Raw genomic sequence first — 16,036 nt, 5'->3', positions numbered from 1 at the left:
TAAGCCGGCATGGGACTGTACCGCGTGCGTTATTCAAAAGGTCTGGCCTTGCTGGAAAGTATTCTGTCCAGTGCCTTGATTGTGATGGTGGTGTATGCCGCCACATCGGCCTCGCTCTCGCTGAGCACATTGGACCAAAGTGTGGCAGGCCGAGACAAAATTGGCCAGGCGGTGAAGGAATACTCCTACATCCTTTACCAATATGCGGGAGACCTCAACATTGCACGTGATACCGCGCCGGATGTCTGGGCCAACAACCTTCAAACCTTCTGCCAGGCCATGGTCACCCAGCAACGGCAAGCCAGTTCAGGCGAGCAGGCCGACACAGTGTTCACCCTGTGGAATAAAAATTTCAATTCGGATGCGAGCACGCTCAATTTTAAGCTCGACGGCTGTGACTTGAATTCATCGGCGCAAACGCCAGGCTTGGTGTTCATCACCTTGAATTATTCCTGGAATGCCCTGAAAAATGCAGGCCTGCTCAACCAACAAGACAACACTGGCCGTCAAACCGACAGCATGTACATCAGTGTTTACAAACCGCTATGAACGTCAAACACACCCACGGATTTACAATACTGGAACTGATGATCGCGCTGGCCATCGTTGGTGTTGTGGCCACGATTGCTTTAAGCGGTGTTGACGTGTTTAACCGCCACCGCATGCGGGTGGAGGCCAGTTCGTTGCTTCGGCAGGTGGCGATGAATCAAATCAGTTACCGGGACCGGTATGGCGTGTATGGCACATTGTCCAGCCTTCAGTCTGCTGGTTTGGCTTCCAACAGCGACTATTTTGATCTGCAGCTGGATGTGCCCGCTGTAACCGCCTTTCGGCAATACAGCCTGACCCTGACAGCCCGCAACCCAGGCTATGACGAAACCTGCCAGGTGTACAGGATGGTGGTCGATGGTGGTATTACAAGTACCACCAGCCAGGATTCATCCAACGCGGATTCAACCCGTCGGTGTCTCTAGTAAATGGCGCGCCCGATCATGGCGGCAATGGCCTGCTCTGACCGGTAAGCATTGACGGGTCCCATCTGGCTCAAGGCTGCTGCTTCGTCGCTGGAGTAAGCCTGTACATGCACCTGGATGGCAGGGTTTAGCAACACGGCATTTTCAATGATTTGTCCCAGTGATGGCATGTCGCCGGTTGCAATCACCAGGTGGTTGGCTTTGGCAATGTGGGCTTGCACCAGGGTTGATGGGTCTGCCAATTCGCCGGCCACCGCCGCCTTGCCGGCATCCCGCAGTTTTCGAACCAGGTCGCGACTGGTGTCCACAGTCACCACCGCACAACCTTGTTGCTCCAACAACCGGATGACCTGCCGCCCCAGGGCGGTGTAACCGATGACCACCACATGCTGCCCCAGAAACCGTTCATCGGTTTGGGTCGGCAATGCCTCGGTGTCGTGTCCGCGGGCGTTCAGGCGTCGAAACACGGCAAACCGACGCAGCAGCAATGCGTGCAAGGGTGACAACACGGAAAACACCAGGGGATTCAGTCCAATCGACAAAATGGCACCGGCCACCACCAGGCTTTGCACCGCCTGATCGACCAAACCCAGGTACAGCCCCAAACTCACCAGAATGAATGAGAATTCACCAATCTGTGCAAGGCTGGCCGCAATCACGAGTGCGCTTTTCAAAGGGTATTTGAACAGCAGCACCAGTAGCGCGGCAGCCAGGGATTTGCCCAGCACAATAATGCCCACCACCGCCAGCACCCGCAGCGGCGCGTCCACCACCACCTGGGGTTGGAACAGCATGCCCACCGACACAAAAAACAGCACGGCAAATGCATCCCGCAGGGGCAGTGATTCTTCAGCCGCCCGGTGGCTCAGTTCGCTTTCCCGCATCACCATGCCAGCAAAGAAGGCGCCCAGCGCAAACGACACCCCAAAGAGTTTGGCAGCCAAAAAGGCCAAGCTCACCGCCAAGGCAACCACAGACAGCGTAAACAGCTCACGGGAACCTGTCTGGGCGATTTTCCAAAGTACTTTGGGCACCACCCGTTTGCCCACCACCAACATCAAGGCCACGAAACCGGTCACTTTCAGTAGCGTCACACCAAGTTCCAGTGCGATGCTGCTGGCCGATCCCAACACCCCACCTTTCAGAACACCAGCCAGCGGTGGCAGCAGCACCAGCACCAACACCATGGCGAGGTCTTCCACCACCAGCCATCCCACCGCAATTTGCCCATTGACGGAATTGAGCATGTTGCGGCTTTCCAGGGCTTTCAGGAGCACCACCGTGCTGGCCACCGACAGGGCCAAGCCAAACACCAGCGCCTTTCCCACCGGCCAGCCCCAGGTGTGCGCCACCAACATCCCCATGCCAGTGGCCACTGCCATCTGAACCACAGCGCCGGGAACGGCGATGTTTTTGACGGCCATCAAGTCTCTGAGGGAAAAATGCATGCCCACACCAAACATCAGCAGCATGACGCCGATTTCAGCCAACTGGTTGGTGAGTTGCGCGTCGGCCACAAAACCCGGTGTGGCAGGGCCAATTAAAAAGCCGGCAATCAGGTAGCCCAGCAGCGCGGGCGCCTTCAGCCGTTCAGCCAGGTAGCCAAAAACCAGGGCCAGGCCAAAACCGAAGGCCAGTGCAGCAATCAGGGGGACGTCGTGGGGCATTGTTTCCAGTGAGTCGGGGTTTTGGGGATGAATGTGTTGTACCACATCCTCCCGCTAGACCCCAAGATCACCGGAAAGTTGCCAAGCCCTGTTCAGGCGGATTGGGTCTTGAATGAGGCAACCGATTGCATCAGGTCATTGGACAACTGCAGCAAATGCGCAGACACCGCTTTGTTTTGTGTGGCCGACGCCGTGTTTTCTTCGGTCATTTGGGCCACCCGTTCCACATTGCGGCTAATGTCCACACTCACATTGGACTGCTCTTTCATGGACACTGAAATGGCCCGGATGGCTTCACTGACCCGGTCTGCCTTGCGTTTGATGTCATCGATGGTGGTGGTCACCAGGTCGGCCTGTGCAATGCCGTCTTGAACAAGCTCAACCGATGAGCCCATGGACTGTACTGCCTGACCGGTAATGCGCTGGATTTCAAACACCATGCCCGAAATCCGGTCAGTCGAACCCTTGGTTTGCTCGGCCAGTTTTCGAACTTCATCGGCCACCACCGCAAAGCCTCGGCCTTGTTCACCAGCCCGTGCTGCTTCAATGGCTGCATTCAAAGCCAGCAGGTTGGTTTTCTCGGCAATTTCGGTAATGGTTGAAATAATTTCGGAAATCGACTGGGACTGGTGCTCCAGCGACTTCACGGCAGTGGCACTGTTCTCCACCGCCTTGGCAATCTGTGCAATGCCATCCACCACTTTGCCCAGTTTCAGCTGGCCCTCATCAGCAGCTGCTTTGGCCTGCAGGGCTGTTTGAGCTGCATCTTCCGAGTTGTCGGTGATTTGGGTGATGCTGACGGTCAATTCTTCCACCGCCGCAGCCATGGATGAGGTGGCCTCTGCCTGCTGATTGCTGGCCTGCGCCATGCTACCAGACGACTGTTCCACTTGCTCGGCGCTGCTGCCCAGTGCATGGGCCGATACCCGCAAGCCATTCATGAGCCGGTTCAGGTTTAATTGGGCGGCGTGCAGGGCCTGCAAAATGGCGTCAATTTCATCGTCCTGTCCAGCCACAATGCGTTGGCTCAAATTGCCTTCAGCCAAGGCCTGAATGTGGGCATTGGCCGTGCTGAGTTTTCGCTGCAACAGTTTGGCAAACAACAGGTAGCTGCTCAGGCCCAGCAGCACAGCCAGGCCCATGGCCACACCCACACTCACGATGGAAGACTGATAGGCGTCCTCGCTCGCCTTCTGTCGCAACGTCAGCAGCCGCTGTTCTTCGCCTTCAATGGCACCCAGAATTTCTCGCATCTTGTCCATGTGGGGTTTGGAGCTGACGCTTCGAATATCCTCGTCATAATCAGCCTGGCTGACCTTCTGTTGATTCAATTGGCGCCGAGTGTCAATGAGGTGATTGATCACGCGCTCCAGCCAACCGGTGTAAATCTCCTGAAATTGTTTGAATCGCTCAACCTGGGCTGGGTTATCGGCGGTCAGTTTCATGCCTTGTGAGAGGTTTTCCGTTACCGAAGCCTGTCCGTCCTGGTAAGGCTTGAGGTAGTCCTCATAACCCCGCAGCAAGAACCCGCGTTGCCCAGTCTCAATGTTGATGATGCTTTCCCGCAAACCGGAGACAGTGTTAATCACCTCATAGGTGTGCACATTCATGGCGGAATTGGTTTGGATATTGCGGGCACTGATCAGTCCGACGACTCCCGTGATGGCCGACAGAACAATCAGGGCCGCAAAGCTGAGGGCCAGTTTGGCTTTCAAGGTTTTCATGGAAGGTTCACCTGTGTGGATTTTTTGATGACAACAGCCCGATTGTCTGTTTGCCCATCGGCTTTGTCATGGATTAAAAGGGTGACCCACCCGCTTTGGGGGGCATTATTCGGATGCTGTGTCCGCTTCCATCAGGATGCGAATCAGCGTTTCTTTTTTGAAGGGCTTGATCACATGCTCGCACATGCCCGCCCGAAGAATTTCAATGCGGTCTTTTTCACTGGCGGACGCGGTCACCGCAACAATGCGGGGAGCCCTGTCGCCCATGGCCTGTCGAATGGCATGCGTGGCTGCAAAGCCGTCCATTTCCGGCATTTGCAAATCCATCAGCACAAAGTCGTAGGTTTTGTGGGCGCAGGCGTCCACAGCTTGCAAGCCGTTTTCGGCCAGGTCCACCACCGCACCCCATTTTTTCAGCATTTCCGAGGCCACCATGCGGTTCAATTTGTGATCATCCACCACCAAAACCTGTTTGACTTGCAGCGGGCCGTCCGCGGTGGTGGCGGGTTCTGCGGCCTGGCCTGTCGTCATGGGTTTGTGCTGCAGTAGTTCAGGCAACAGTGCATGCCGCTGAAAGTCGGGTGTGGTACACGGCACGGTGAAGAAGAAAAGGGTGCCTTCCCCGGGCGTGCTCTCCACCCCCATTTCCCCGCCCATCAATTCAGTGAGGCTTTTGCAAATTGACAAACCCAAACCGGCACCGCCGTATTTTCTGGATGAGCTGTTGTCCACTTGGCTAAACGGCTTGAACAGCTCGGTCAACTGTTCCCTGTTCATCCCGATGCCAGTGTCCTTGATGGAAAACTGCAAAAATTCCCCACCTTGCAGTGGTTTGACCTGCAAATGGATGTGACCTTTCTCGGTGAATTTCAGTGCATTGGACAACAAGTTATTCAGAATCTGCGCAAGCCTTAACCGATCACCAACCAGGCTGACCGGGCAGCTCGGGTCTTTCGTGCAGAACAGCCGGATGTTTTTTTCATCCGCGCGATATGAGAACAGGTCAATGCTTTGGTTAAGCAGTTGGTCCAGATCAAAACGACCCAAATTCAATTCCAGTTTGTTGGCCTCCACCCGGGAGATGTCCAGAATGTCATTGAGCACATTGAGCAGCACATCGGCGGCCGATCCGATCTTCCGAATGTAGTCGCGCTGCTGGATGGGCAAATCCATGTCTTCCATCAGTTGTATCAGTCCCATGATGGCGTTCATGGGGGTGCGAATTTCATGGCTCATGTTGGCCAGAAAGGCACCCTTGGCCTTGTTGGCCGCTTCGGCCTGTTCCGTTCGTTCAGTCAGCACACTGTTCATGCGCTCCAGTTCGCGCTGCTGGGCTTTGAAGTCCGTGATGTTCGTGGAAATCGAAAAGAAACCCTCCACCCGGCCATAGAGAACATCCGGAATCAGGTGAACCAGCAAGTCTGCATAGCCACCGGTGGGCAGGGCCTTTTTCTTTTCAAACCGCCGCCGTTCGCCCTGCATCACCGCATCATAGTGCTCCTTGTGCTGGAGGAAGTTTTCCTCACCCATCACCTTGCGCAGGTGAAGTCCCCGGATTCTGTCCGACGGCAAATTGCTCCATTTTTCATGGTTCTTGTTGGCAAAGTGACATCGCAGGTCTGTGCCCCAATACGACACCAAACCAGGCAAGCATTCTGACAATGTTCTTAAGAAATGTTCCCGCTCAATCAGCGCCGCTTCCTGACGTTTTCGCTCGGTAATGTCCTGCACATGGGCGATGAAATACAGCACACGGTCTGCAGAGTCGCGCACAGCCGATACGCTGAGGTGCACCCACACCACCGCGCCGTTTTTGTGGATGTAACGCTTCTCCAGCTGGAAGCTGTTGCGCAGGTGCTTGAACACCTCGCGCACCCAAGGCTTGTGAATATCCACATCCTCTGGATGCGTCACTGAGGTAAAACTCATCGACAACAATTCAGACTGTGAATAACCCAAGGTCGTGCACAGTGCGTCGTTGACCTGAAGAAACTGGCCTTTGGCACCCAGTATCCCCATGCCGATGGCTGCCCATTCAAAGGACGATCGAAAGCGCTCTTCGGCTTCCCGAAGCGCCGCTTCGAATTGGCGCTGCACGGTGATGTCCACATTCACGCCCACCAACCGGAAGGCGCGCCCATGTTGATCGCGGTGCACTTTGGCCCGAGACTGGATGTTTCGGACCACGCCATCGTTGCGGCGCAGAATATTGAAGTGGAATTCAAAGGCCTCATCACGGCGTTCAGCCTGGGTCAGGGTTCGATGCACGCGTTGACGGTCCTCCGGCACCACATGGGTCATCCAGTCTTCCAGTGTCAGCAGTTGAACCGCATCAGCCACGCCATAGATGGACAGCATGGTGTCATCCCAACGCACCAACCGGTCATCCAGGTTCAGCTCCCACACGCCAATACCAGCACTTTGGGTGGCCAGGTGAAAACGTTCACGTTGATACAGCGCTGTTTGCCGTGCTTGATCTTCCAACAAAGCCTGCTCAAGGTGGTGTCGGTTGGACTGCCGGATGGCGAGCATCGTCAGCCCGGTGAACAGACCAAACCCACACAGCAGAATCAGGCTGTCTCGCATCCAGATTGCCTGCGTGGGTTCATAGTCCACCCAGATGGTCAATTGAACTGGCCACTGGGCATTGTGCAGGTTGCCCGGTTGAAGGTGGGTGGTCGCCCGCAAGTGGTTCGGAAAATACAGGCTGTGCTGTCGACCAATGCGCGGCGCATTGTCCGGTGTCTCGGCCGTGGTAATGGTGCCTTCCAGCTCCCGCAGCCAGCGTGGCGGGTTTTTGATGTCGGGTTGTAGGGTCAGCAATTGACCATCGTCCAGCGACAGCGCAGAGGACACTTCCGAACCCATGTGCATGGCCTGCATTCGGGTGGCCAGGTAGGCGCGGTTCACGCCCATGGCCAGAATACCCGCTGTCTTGCCATCCCGGTCTATCAAGGGGTGCTGAACCATCAACACGGGTCCCGCTGTTGTCGTGTTGACCGACAGGGCTCGGAAGTCGGTCGGCCAACTGCTGCGGTCCCTTAAGGCTTGTTGAAGCAGGCGCACATCGGTGTCGCTGTTTTTGCGCTGCAGGCTGCCCAGCACGGTACCCTGGTCGCTCAGCAACACAATGGTGCTCACTGTGGGCAGTGTATCCATCAACTGGTTCAGGGTGTTCTGGATGCCGCCGGGCGCGTTGCTGTGCAGTTCGTTGAGCAGCAGGTCGGTGCTGGCGTCCATGCTGCGCTCCATGTGCAGCATTTCATCACGAACACCATCATGAAGCAGGCGCAATTGCTTTTGGCTCAAGTCAACAGCCTGAGTATGCAATCGCTGGTAATCGGCAATCGACATGCCCAACAAGCCTGTCGCCAGAACGGTCAGAACCGCCAAGGCAAGCAAACGTTGGTGTCGATAGATTTTTTTGTTCACCGGACAAATCCGTCTTGAAAATTCAATGTGCTAACAAGTGTTGCAATCCCACTATCCCCAGAAGCATTGTGCGTTGCATGGGTTCTGTCCGATCCAGCGAGAAGGGAATGAAATCCCCCCCCTTTTTTGACATGGGGGTTTTGCCCACTGGGACCGGTGCGGGTATTCCATTAGCATGCAAGACAACGTATTTAAAGAAATGTGGCCATGGCCGGCTGGTCATGCGCAAAGAGGACGACAATGTCGCAGTGGTTGGATTTTGCCTGGATCGCTTTGGGCGCTTTTTTTGCAGGTGCCGTCAACTCGGTGGCCGGTGGTGGAACCTTCTTTTCCTTCCCGGTGTTGCTGGCCGTGGGGGTTCCCCCGGTGATTGCCAACGCCACCAATTCCGTGGCGTTGTGGCCAGCCAGCCTGGCTGGGGCCTGGGCATACCGGCACGAAATGGCCCGTTACAAAGCCCATGCCGTGCCATTGGCCGTGGTGGCCCTGTTGGGTGGTTTGCTGGGTGGGGGGTTGCTACTCTTGACCCATGACAGCCTCTTCAATCAACTGATTCCCTGGCTGCTGTTGCTGGCCACGGGCCTGTTTGCATTGAGCAAACCCTTGTCCAGGCTGGCATCCCGGCTGGGCGGCCAGCGTCAGCATCAATTCGGTGTGGCAGGCCTGCTGGTTCAGGGCCTGGTCAGTGTCTACGGTGGTTTCTTTGGTGCCGGCATGGGCATTTTGATGCTCGCCAGCCTGGCCATTCAAGGCATCGACGATGTGCACGAATTGAATGCTTTGAAGAACGGGTTGTCGGCCGTGGTGTATTCCGTGGCATCGGTCACTTTCATTGTGGCGGGGTCCATCTGGTGGACCCACACCGTGGTCATGGTGATTGCAGCCGCTCTGGGTGCCTATTTGGGCGTGGTGGTGGCGCGCCGCATTCCAGCGAACTGGTTGAGGGCCGGAATCGTGCTGGTTGGATTGATACTGACTGGGGTGTACTTCAACAAAATATACCTCGCCTGAGGTAAGCAGCCACCCCAGTTTTTGCACCCCGTATGGCGGTGTGGCAAGGTAAAGAAAAAAACCTGTCAGTTCAACCCGGCCACTTAGATTAAGGGTGTACTGAACACAATGCCTTCCACATCAGTCTGCGGACACCATCCGGGCTCATTAGCGCCGGTTGACACGTTTTCACTGTCCGATTGCAAATCCCATGTCCTGCTCAAGGCGGGCCTGAAAGCGCTGCCCGATGGCCGTTGCATCACCCTGAGCTGGACCGCCAAACTGAAAAACATGGTCATGGGTAACAATGCCCAGGCCCGTTATCGGCGAGCCGACTTTGAATCACGACAGCTGAACTCCTGTGCCCTGTGGTCCGCCAATTATCTGGCCGCCAGCAATGGTGTGCAACCCGATTTGAAGCAGGACAAAGGGTTGCAGTTGCGCCTGAACCGAGAGGACTTCCGGCGATTCAACCGCGCACTGTTTGCCGAAGCCACCCACCAAGCAACAGCACGCAACCGCATGGCGGCTCGTTTTTCCCGGGTTGCCAAATGGTGCAATGGCGTGGGTGAATTGGGCGCAGCTCCCACGGGCATGTTGTTGCAAATCATGAAGGACCTGACCGTTCCCAATCGGCACGACAGCGCCATGGGCAGCCAGGTCAGGGCATTTTTTACATTGGTATTTCCGGTGTTTCCGGTGGTGGCCATGATCAGCACCTGCCTGACCAATGCTTGCAGCCCTGTTGCTGGCGCCATGGCGTCATCCATGGGCCGTTCCGTGGTGGGCACGTTGGGCAGTTACAACGCCGTCACCGGTGTGGCTGCCCTGTGTTCACTGGGTGGTGCTGCCTTGGCCGCTGCCACCGCGCAGCGCAGCCCACTGAGCGATCAAACCGTCGACTGGGTTCAACAAGAACAAGCCCGGCACAGTCAGCGCCTGCTCAAACTGGTGCGCGAGATGATCGAGAAACCCGGTGCCCGGATGGCAGTCAACCGCGCCCTTCGCCGCAAAATACCCCCACACCGCTGTGTTCACGCGCAACACACAAAAACTCCGGAGCCCATCCTGGTGGATGCCTTGATTCAGGCGGTGCGTTCGGTCACAACAGACGCAGAAGCTTGCCAGGCGATTGATCGAACCATGGGGCGCTACCTGAATGTGAGGCATTTTGATTTGCCCGATGAGGTGCCCCACAACCGCATTCGAAACGATGTTCATTCCAAACACCGCCTGGCCCGGGAAAAAGACATCCTGGCGCTAACCAATCTGATTCAGCATGCACGCCTGGATGCGGTGGACCCGACTCGCCACAATGACGTTCGTACCGACATTCAGGATTGGTTCAAACAGGCACGGACCAGCACCTTGGGCAAGTTCGCGCACGGGGCCGATGCAATCAGCCAGCATGGCATTGCCCGGGCCATCCGCTCGGGCCAGGAAGGCATACAACCCGCTCTTCGGGAGCAGCTGAAGAACAAACCAGAGCACATGTTGAAATGGATTGGTTCCAATGATCAAATCCTGGCCAACCATCACCAGTATGGTCCTGTGACCGTGTTTTTCGCACGCGTGGCCGAAGGCCTGCGGGTGTTCAGCCATGGTGTGTTGCTATCGACCAATTATCAGCTGACTCGTCCGTTCGCATGGGCATTTGGCCGGCTGACAGAACTCTTGCCCAATGTGGACCTGCCGGGGCGCGAGAAATCCATCCAGTGGCGAGGTCATCAATCCAGGGCGGTGTCGTTCAGCGTGGGGCGTTTTTTCTCCAGCGCCATATGGGCGGTGGTGGATGCCTTCCTGATTTTGCCCCTGGCAGGCGGGCACGGCGTGGCGTATTCCGGTCAGGGGCCAATCAGCGGCGTGCCGTTTCCATTAAAGCCATTTGGACAGGGTTCGTGGATATTGGGTTTCAGTGTGATCAGCACCGCACTGCAGATGGTGATGGTGGCAGGGGTAACAATGCCAGCGGTGGTGTTGGCCAAGGCTGCATTTCTGGCAGAAGGCTGGCGTGGCAATCTTCAGCGAATTGGGCCAGCGTTGTCCAAACGGGAGCGTTTGCAGTGGCGCTGACCGAGCCCACCCAATAAAAAAGCCCGCATGAAGCGGGCTTTTCGCAAAGTGCTGTGCCTGAAATTACTGAGGTACAACGTTCTCGGCTTGAGGTCCTTTCTGACCTTGTGTCACAGTGAAGGACACTTCCTGGCCTTCGGCCAGTGTCTTGAAGCCAGAACCCTGGATGGCGCTGAAGTGTACGAACACATCAGGACCGCCGTCGCGGGAAATGAAACCAAAACCTTTGGATTCGTTGAAGAACTTTACTTTACCTTTGAGGGTTTCAGACATAGCTGTATTCCTGGATCTCTAAATTGAACAAAATAGCGAAAAAACCGGGGGTATCTCGAGAAACAGAACGAATTGCTAGACTGAAACGCCTGAATTGAACTGACCTAAAGTAGCGCCAAATTTTTTTTGCTATCAGCAGTTTAGGGTATTCCACAGGACTGTCAAGCTCCTTTTTCAGATCAGGTCATTTTTTCTTCACAAAAGTTTTATTGGGCTGTCACATCGGCACCGTAGATTTCACGTCATCGAACTGAAAAATGGATGACAAGCCATGCACGGAAACCAGCAAAAAAACCCGAAACACGCGCTGTACCTGCAATCCGCCTCGGTTGACCAGGGACCGTCCCTGGAAGTGGTGTTGGCCAAAACACCCGACGAGGTGCTAGAAGCCCAAAAACTGCGATTCAATATATTTTCTGAAGAATATGGTGCCGACCTGGGCACCAGTGGCGTTGACCAAGACGTTTTTGATGCGTATTGCGACCATTTGCTGGTGCGCAACACACAAACTGGCGAGGTCATCGGCACCTATCGCATACTGCCACCCGAGGGGGCCGCCAAGCTGCGCTGCTGGTACTCCGAAACCGAGTTCTTCATGAACCGAATCGAGCGCCTGCGAAGCTCAACGGTTGAAGTGGGGCGCTCGTGCGTCCACCCAGACCACCGCAGTGGCGCAGCCATCATGCTGCTGTGGAGTGGCATTGCGCAGTACATGAAGCTGGGTGGCTACAAGCACCTGATTGGCTGCGCCAGCGTGAGCCTGCGCGACGGCGGTCACCAGGCTGCCAGCTTGTTCAAGCGCCTGGATCCGCACCTGGCCGAGGCCAGCCTGCAAGTGTTTCCCAAAAACCGCCTGCCGATTGAACGTTTGCGCAGCGACGTGGACATTGAGCCACCACCGTTGGTGAAGGGCTATCTGCGCTTGGGCGCCAAAGTGTGCGGCGAGCCCGCATGGGACCCCGATTTCAACACGGCCGACTTCATGATGCTGCTGTCCATTGACCGCATGAGCCCACGTTACGCCCGCCATTTCGGCTTTATTTAAGAGCGCCGGGCCACCAATTCCAGCACCAAGCCAATTTTCGCCCACTGATCCACCTCAGTCTCCAGACTGTACTGGCTCAGTGGGTGGCTTTGCAGCCAGGACTTCGGCAGGCTCAGTTGCACGCCCTGCTCGGTGAGGGTGAGCCTGGCCGCGGGCATGGGATCGTTGTCCCGCCGGCGCAAAAACAGGGCAGCCAAGCGCAGACACAGTGGTGCCGCCCAATGCAGCGGGGTATCCGACAAGCTCCCCACTTTGGCCAATTTCCCGTTGTGGGCCAGCACCCAGGTGGCCAATTGATTTTGCTCCCGCTTTGAAAACCCCGGCATGTCGGCATTGCTCAACATGTAGGCAGCGTGCTTGTGGTGGCCGTTGTGGCTGATCGCCAAACCGATTTCGTGCAATTGAGCAGCCCAATTCAGCATGGGCAGTTGTTCTTTGAGCACGGGTCGTTGGCGCACCAACTGCTTGAACAGTGTTTCGGTCAGTTCACGAACGCGCCCGGCGTGAACAGGGTCAATCTTGTATCGGTGAATAAATTGGGCCACCGTCAATTCACGCATGTCGTCGTTGTGTCGACGGCCCAGCATGTCATAGAGCAAACCTTGGCGCAGGGCCCCATCGGTGACTTCCATCTGCTCAATGCCCAGTTCTTCAAACACGGCAATCATCACGGCCAGGCCACCGGGCATCATGGGCAGGCGGTCAGCCTTCAGGCCGTTCAGCGTAATGGCATCCAGATGGCCAGCCTCCACCACATGGGCACGAATGTGTTCCAGGCCCGCCTTGGAAATACCATGCTCGGTAAACCCATTGGAGATGCAGATCTCAGCCAGTGCACGGGCGGTGCCCGATGAGCCAATGGCATGAGTCCAACTGCCTTCCTTCAGTTCGCGGCGCAGCACAGCCACCTCGCGGCGGGCACTCAGGATGGCGTTTTTCATGGCGCGTGCACCAATGCTGCCATCGGCAAAATAAGATTGAGCGCAGCTCACGCAACCAATGTAAAGGCTTTCCATGGCCAAGGGCTCGTAGTCTTCGCCCAGAATAAACTCTGTAGAACCGCCACCGATGTCCACCACCAGGCGTTTGCCTTGGCCCACGGGCAGTTGGTGCGCCACACCGCAATACACCAGGCGCGCCTCTTCCACGCCAGATATCACATCAATCGGAAAGCCCAAGGCTGCCTCGGCCTTGGCGATGAATGTTGCGCTGTTGCGGGCCACGCGCACGGCATTGGTGGCCACAGCCCGCACATTGTCAGCATCAAATGAACGCAGCCGTTCGCCAAAGCGCTGCAGGGCCAGCAATGCCCGTTCCTGAGAAGGCTCATCCAGGTTTTTGTTCTCGTCCAGGCCTGCACCCAAACGGACGGGTTCCCGCAGGCTGTCGATCAGGTAAATTTGAGATTGCCCGTGGAGCTCTTCAACCCGCGCCACGATCATGCGGAAGCTGCTGGAACCCATGTCGACCGAAGCGATCAACTGTGGTGGTTTTGCCATGGTGTGCACACTGTTCAAAGTCTGGCGCTAGGATGCCATAAACCGGGAAGTTGCTCGCTTGCAGATTTGCGAACCGATGCTGAAGTTGTGTTGAGACGACAGCCGTGGACGTCTCTCGCCGGATCTGATGGCTGAATTGTCAAATGTTTGTCATGTTACTGAAATAAGATCAGGGTGACGATTTGTTCAACAGAGGATGCACTTGAAAAACCCGGTGACTTTGCCTGATGTGGCCCCCAACAAAGACCTGTACCTTAACCGCGAACTGGGTGTGCTGGCCTTTAACCGCCGGGTCCTGGCGATGGCTGAGGATGAGTCGGTGCCCTTGCTCGAGCGGTTGAAATACCTGTGCATCGTGTCCTCCAACATGGACGAATTTTTTGAAATTCGGGTGTCGGGCTTGATGGAACAGATCCGTCAAAATCCGGACTTCCGGGAAGACGATGGATTGACCGCCAGCGAATGCCTGACCCGTGTATCGGATGTCGCGCAAGACATGGTGGCGCAGCAATACAAACTGCTCAACGACGGCGTGCTGCCCGCGTTGCGCAATCAAGGCATCGCGCTGCTGACCCTGAACACCTGGAATGAAGAGCAGGCGCACTGGGCGCGCCAGTATTTCCGTCATGAAGTATTGCCCGTGCTCACGCCGATTGGTCTGGACCCCGCACACCCCTTTCCCCGGGTGCTTAACAAGTCGCTGAATTTCGCGGTTGAACTGTCTGGTCAGGATGCCTTTGGACGATCGTCCAACATTGCGATTGTTCAAGCACCCAGGGCCTTGCCGCGGTTGATTCGCATGCCGTCCAACCTGTCGGGATACGAGCACGGGTTTGTCATGCTCACCTCAATTTTGCAGTCCTTCATTCCGGAGCTGTTTCCCGGCATGGAGGTGCACGGCGTATACCAGTTCCGCGTAACTCGCAACAGCGACTTGTATGTGGATGAGGAAGAAATTACCAACTTGCGCGTGGCCCTGCAGGGTGAATTGTCGCAGCGCCATTATGGCGATGCTGTGCGGCTGGAGGTGTCGGACCAATGCACCGACACCATGACCGCCCGCTTGTTGAAGGAATTTGGTTTGAGTCAGCAGGCACTGTACCGGGTCAATGGCCCAGTCAACCTGGTTCGACTCATGCAGCTGCCCGATTGGGTTGACCGCCCCGATTTAAAATTCAAACCCTTCACACCGGGACGCCCCGATGCCTTGCTGAAAGAGTCGGACCTGTTTCGCGCCATTCAAAAAGGTGACGTGCTGTTGCATCACCCGTATCAAAGCTTTAACCCGGTGCTGGATTTTCTCAAGCAGGCGGCCACGGATCCGACTGTGGTGGCCATCAAACAGACCATTTATCGAACAGGTACCGATTCAGCCTTGATGGAAAGCTTGCTGGCCGCAGCCCGCAGTGGCAAGGAAGTCACGGTGGTGCTGGAACTGATGGCCCGGTTTGATGAAGAGGCCAACATCCAGTGGGCGTCTAAACTGGAGCGGGTTGGGGCCCATGTGGTGTATGGGGTGGTGGGCCAGAAAACCCATGCCAAGATGTTGATGGTGGTGCGGCGCGAGAAAACGGACAGTGGAAAATCGGTGCTTCGCCGCTACGTCCATTTGGGCACCGGCAACTATCACCCGCGCACGGCCAAGCTGTACACCGATTTCGGGTTGTTTTCCTGCGATGAAGCACTGGGCCATGATGTTCATGAAATTTTCAATCACCTCACAGGCCTGGGCCGCGCCCGCAAGCTGAACAAAATCTGGAATTCACCATTCAACTTGCACAGCAATGTGGTTGCCGCTGTGCGCCGCGAGGTGGAGCATGCCAAGGCAGGTAAAAAGGCCCGCATCATGGCGCGCATGAATGCATTGCTGGAACCCACACTGATCAACGAGTTGTATGCCGCATCCCAGGTGGGCGTCAAAATTGATCTGATTGTTCGAGGCGTGTGCGCTTTGCGGCCTGGTGTACCAGGCCTGAGCGAGAACATCACCGTGCGCTCAGTGGTGGGCCGCTTGCTGGAGCACAGCCGGGTGTTTTATTTCCTGAATGATGGCGTGGAAGATGTGTACATTTCCAGTGCAGACTGGATGGAGCGCAACTTCTTCCGGCGTGTGGAATTGGCGGTGCCCATCACCGAGCGCAAGTTGAAAAAGCGGGTTGTCGATGAGGGCTTGAAAGCCTTGCTGGCGGACAACCTGCTGGCCTGGAGCATGGATTCCGATGGCCACTACACCCGACGAAAGCCCAGCAGTGCACGCCGTTTGAATGCGCAAATTCATTTGCTGGGCTTGTTGGCGGTTAATTATCAGGACGAAGAGCCGGCAGGCTCAATCGGTGAGCCTCTGTCAGACTGAACAAGC

Annotated in this window: 11 protein-coding genes; 6 read left to right on the top strand and 5 right to left on the bottom strand. The window is 56.2% G+C overall.

Annotation, left to right across the window (positions count from 1 at the left end; genetic code table 11):
• Window positions 1-9: 9 nt before the first annotated feature.
• Both NQT62_RS12840 and NQT62_RS12835 read left to right on the top strand, forming a co-directional pair.
• A complete protein-coding gene (locus tag NQT62_RS12840) occupies window positions 10-549 on the top strand; it encodes a hypothetical protein (protein WP_256765121.1) in 540 nt (179 codons plus the stop codon).
• Complete coding sequence (locus NQT62_RS12835) at window positions 546-974, top strand: type IV pilin protein (RefSeq protein WP_256765120.1); 429 nt, start codon at window positions 546-548, stop codon at window positions 972-974. Before NQT62_RS12840 ends, NQT62_RS12835 begins: the two co-directional genes overlap by 4 nt.
• Here the strand turns inward: NQT62_RS12835 and NQT62_RS12830 are convergent.
• From NQT62_RS12830 to NQT62_RS12820, 3 genes are all read right to left on the bottom strand, one after another.
• Window positions 971-2,641 carry a cation:proton antiporter domain-containing protein gene (locus tag NQT62_RS12830; protein WP_256765119.1) on the bottom strand — a complete coding sequence of 557 codons (1,671 nt, stop codon included), beginning with the start codon at window positions 2,639-2,641 and terminating at the stop codon, window positions 971-973. The genes NQT62_RS12835 and NQT62_RS12830 overlap by 4 nt on opposite strands.
• A gap of 92 nt (window positions 2,642-2,733) precedes the next feature.
• Window positions 2,734-4,365, bottom strand: coding sequence for a methyl-accepting chemotaxis protein (locus NQT62_RS12825; protein ID WP_256765118.1), 1,632 nt, complete (start codon window positions 4,363-4,365; stop codon window positions 2,734-2,736).
• 105 nt (window positions 4,366-4,470) lie between these two features.
• Complete coding sequence (locus NQT62_RS12820) at window positions 4,471-7,797, bottom strand: PAS domain S-box protein (protein WP_256765117.1); 3,327 nt, start codon at window positions 7,795-7,797, stop codon at window positions 4,471-4,473.
• A gap of 240 nt (window positions 7,798-8,037) precedes the next feature.
• Here NQT62_RS12820 and NQT62_RS12815 point away from each other — a divergent pair, with 240 nt between their 5' ends.
• Together NQT62_RS12815 and NQT62_RS12810 are read left to right on the top strand one after the other, a co-directional pair.
• Window positions 8,038-8,808: a sulfite exporter TauE/SafE family protein gene (locus NQT62_RS12815; RefSeq protein ID WP_256765116.1), complete on the top strand. Its 771-nt coding sequence runs from the start codon at window positions 8,038-8,040 to the stop codon at window positions 8,806-8,808.
• Between the two features lie 108 nt (window positions 8,809-8,916).
• Window positions 8,917-10,860 carry a hypothetical protein gene (locus tag NQT62_RS12810; RefSeq protein ID WP_256765115.1) on the top strand — a complete coding sequence of 648 codons (1,944 nt, stop codon included), beginning with the start codon at window positions 8,917-8,919 and terminating at the stop codon, window positions 10,858-10,860.
• Window positions 10,861-10,923: 63 nt separating this feature from the next.
• Here NQT62_RS12810 and NQT62_RS12805 read toward each other — a convergent pair whose 3' ends face one another.
• Window positions 10,924-11,133, bottom strand: a complete 210-nt coding sequence (locus tag NQT62_RS12805) for a cold-shock protein (protein ID WP_256765114.1) — start codon at window positions 11,131-11,133, stop codon at window positions 10,924-10,926.
• Window positions 11,134-11,404: 271 nt separating this feature from the next.
• On the opposite strand from NQT62_RS12805, the gene NQT62_RS12800 reads away from it, so the two are divergent.
• Window positions 11,405-12,178: a GNAT family N-acetyltransferase gene (locus tag NQT62_RS12800; RefSeq protein ID WP_256765113.1), complete on the top strand. Its 774-nt coding sequence runs from the start codon at window positions 11,405-11,407 to the stop codon at window positions 12,176-12,178.
• On the opposite strand, the gene ppx is transcribed toward NQT62_RS12800, so the two are convergent.
• Entirely contained in the window at window positions 12,175-13,677 is a 1,503-nt protein-coding gene (gene ppx, locus NQT62_RS12795) for an exopolyphosphatase (protein WP_256765112.1), read from the bottom strand. The genes NQT62_RS12800 and ppx overlap by 4 nt on opposite strands.
• Before the next feature lie 196 nt (window positions 13,678-13,873).
• On the opposite strand from ppx, the gene ppk1 reads away from it, so the two are divergent.
• Complete coding sequence (gene ppk1, locus NQT62_RS12790; protein ID WP_370569182.1) at window positions 13,874-16,030, top strand: polyphosphate kinase 1; 2,157 nt, start codon at window positions 13,874-13,876, stop codon at window positions 16,028-16,030.
• The last annotated feature ends 6 nt before the right edge of the window (window positions 16,031-16,036 follow it).

Origin of the sequence: Limnobacter humi (assembly GCF_024518835.1) — a bacterium.
Classification (GTDB): Bacteria; Pseudomonadota; Gammaproteobacteria; order Burkholderiales; family Burkholderiaceae_B; genus Limnobacter; species Limnobacter humi.
Note: the sequence above shows the minus strand (reverse complement) of the source record. Positions and strands in the feature narration are given on the sequence as shown.

What these genes read in the sequence shown, in the direction of transcription:
- ppk1 (WP_370569182.1), top strand. Translation starts at nt 13,874, where the DNA reads ATGCACTTGAAAAACCCGGTGACTTTGCCTGATGTGGCCCCCAACAAA.
- NQT62_RS12800 (WP_256765113.1), top strand. Translation starts at nt 11,405, where the DNA reads ATGCACGGAAACCAGCAAAAAAACCCGAAACACGCGCTGTACCTGCAA.
- NQT62_RS12835 (WP_256765120.1), top strand. Translation starts at nt 546, where the DNA reads ATGAACGTCAAACACACCCACGGATTTACAATACTGGAACTGATGATC.
- NQT62_RS12830 (WP_256765119.1), bottom strand. Translation starts at nt 2,641, where the DNA reads ATGCCCCACGACGTCCCCCTGATTGCTGCACTGGCCTTCGGTTTTGGC.
- NQT62_RS12815 (WP_256765116.1), top strand. Translation starts at nt 8,038, where the DNA reads ATGTCGCAGTGGTTGGATTTTGCCTGGATCGCTTTGGGCGCTTTTTTT.
- NQT62_RS12840 (WP_256765121.1), top strand. Translation starts at nt 10, where the DNA reads ATGGGACTGTACCGCGTGCGTTATTCAAAAGGTCTGGCCTTGCTGGAA.
- NQT62_RS12805 (WP_256765114.1), bottom strand. Translation starts at nt 11,133, where the DNA reads ATGTCTGAAACCCTCAAAGGTAAAGTAAAGTTCTTCAACGAATCCAAA.
- ppx (WP_256765112.1), bottom strand. Translation starts at nt 13,677, where the DNA reads ATGGCAAAACCACCACAGTTGATCGCTTCGGTCGACATGGGTTCCAGC.
- NQT62_RS12825 (WP_256765118.1), bottom strand. Translation starts at nt 4,365, where the DNA reads ATGAAAACCTTGAAAGCCAAACTGGCCCTCAGCTTTGCGGCCCTGATT.
- NQT62_RS12810 (WP_256765115.1), top strand. Translation starts at nt 8,917, where the DNA reads ATGCCTTCCACATCAGTCTGCGGACACCATCCGGGCTCATTAGCGCCG.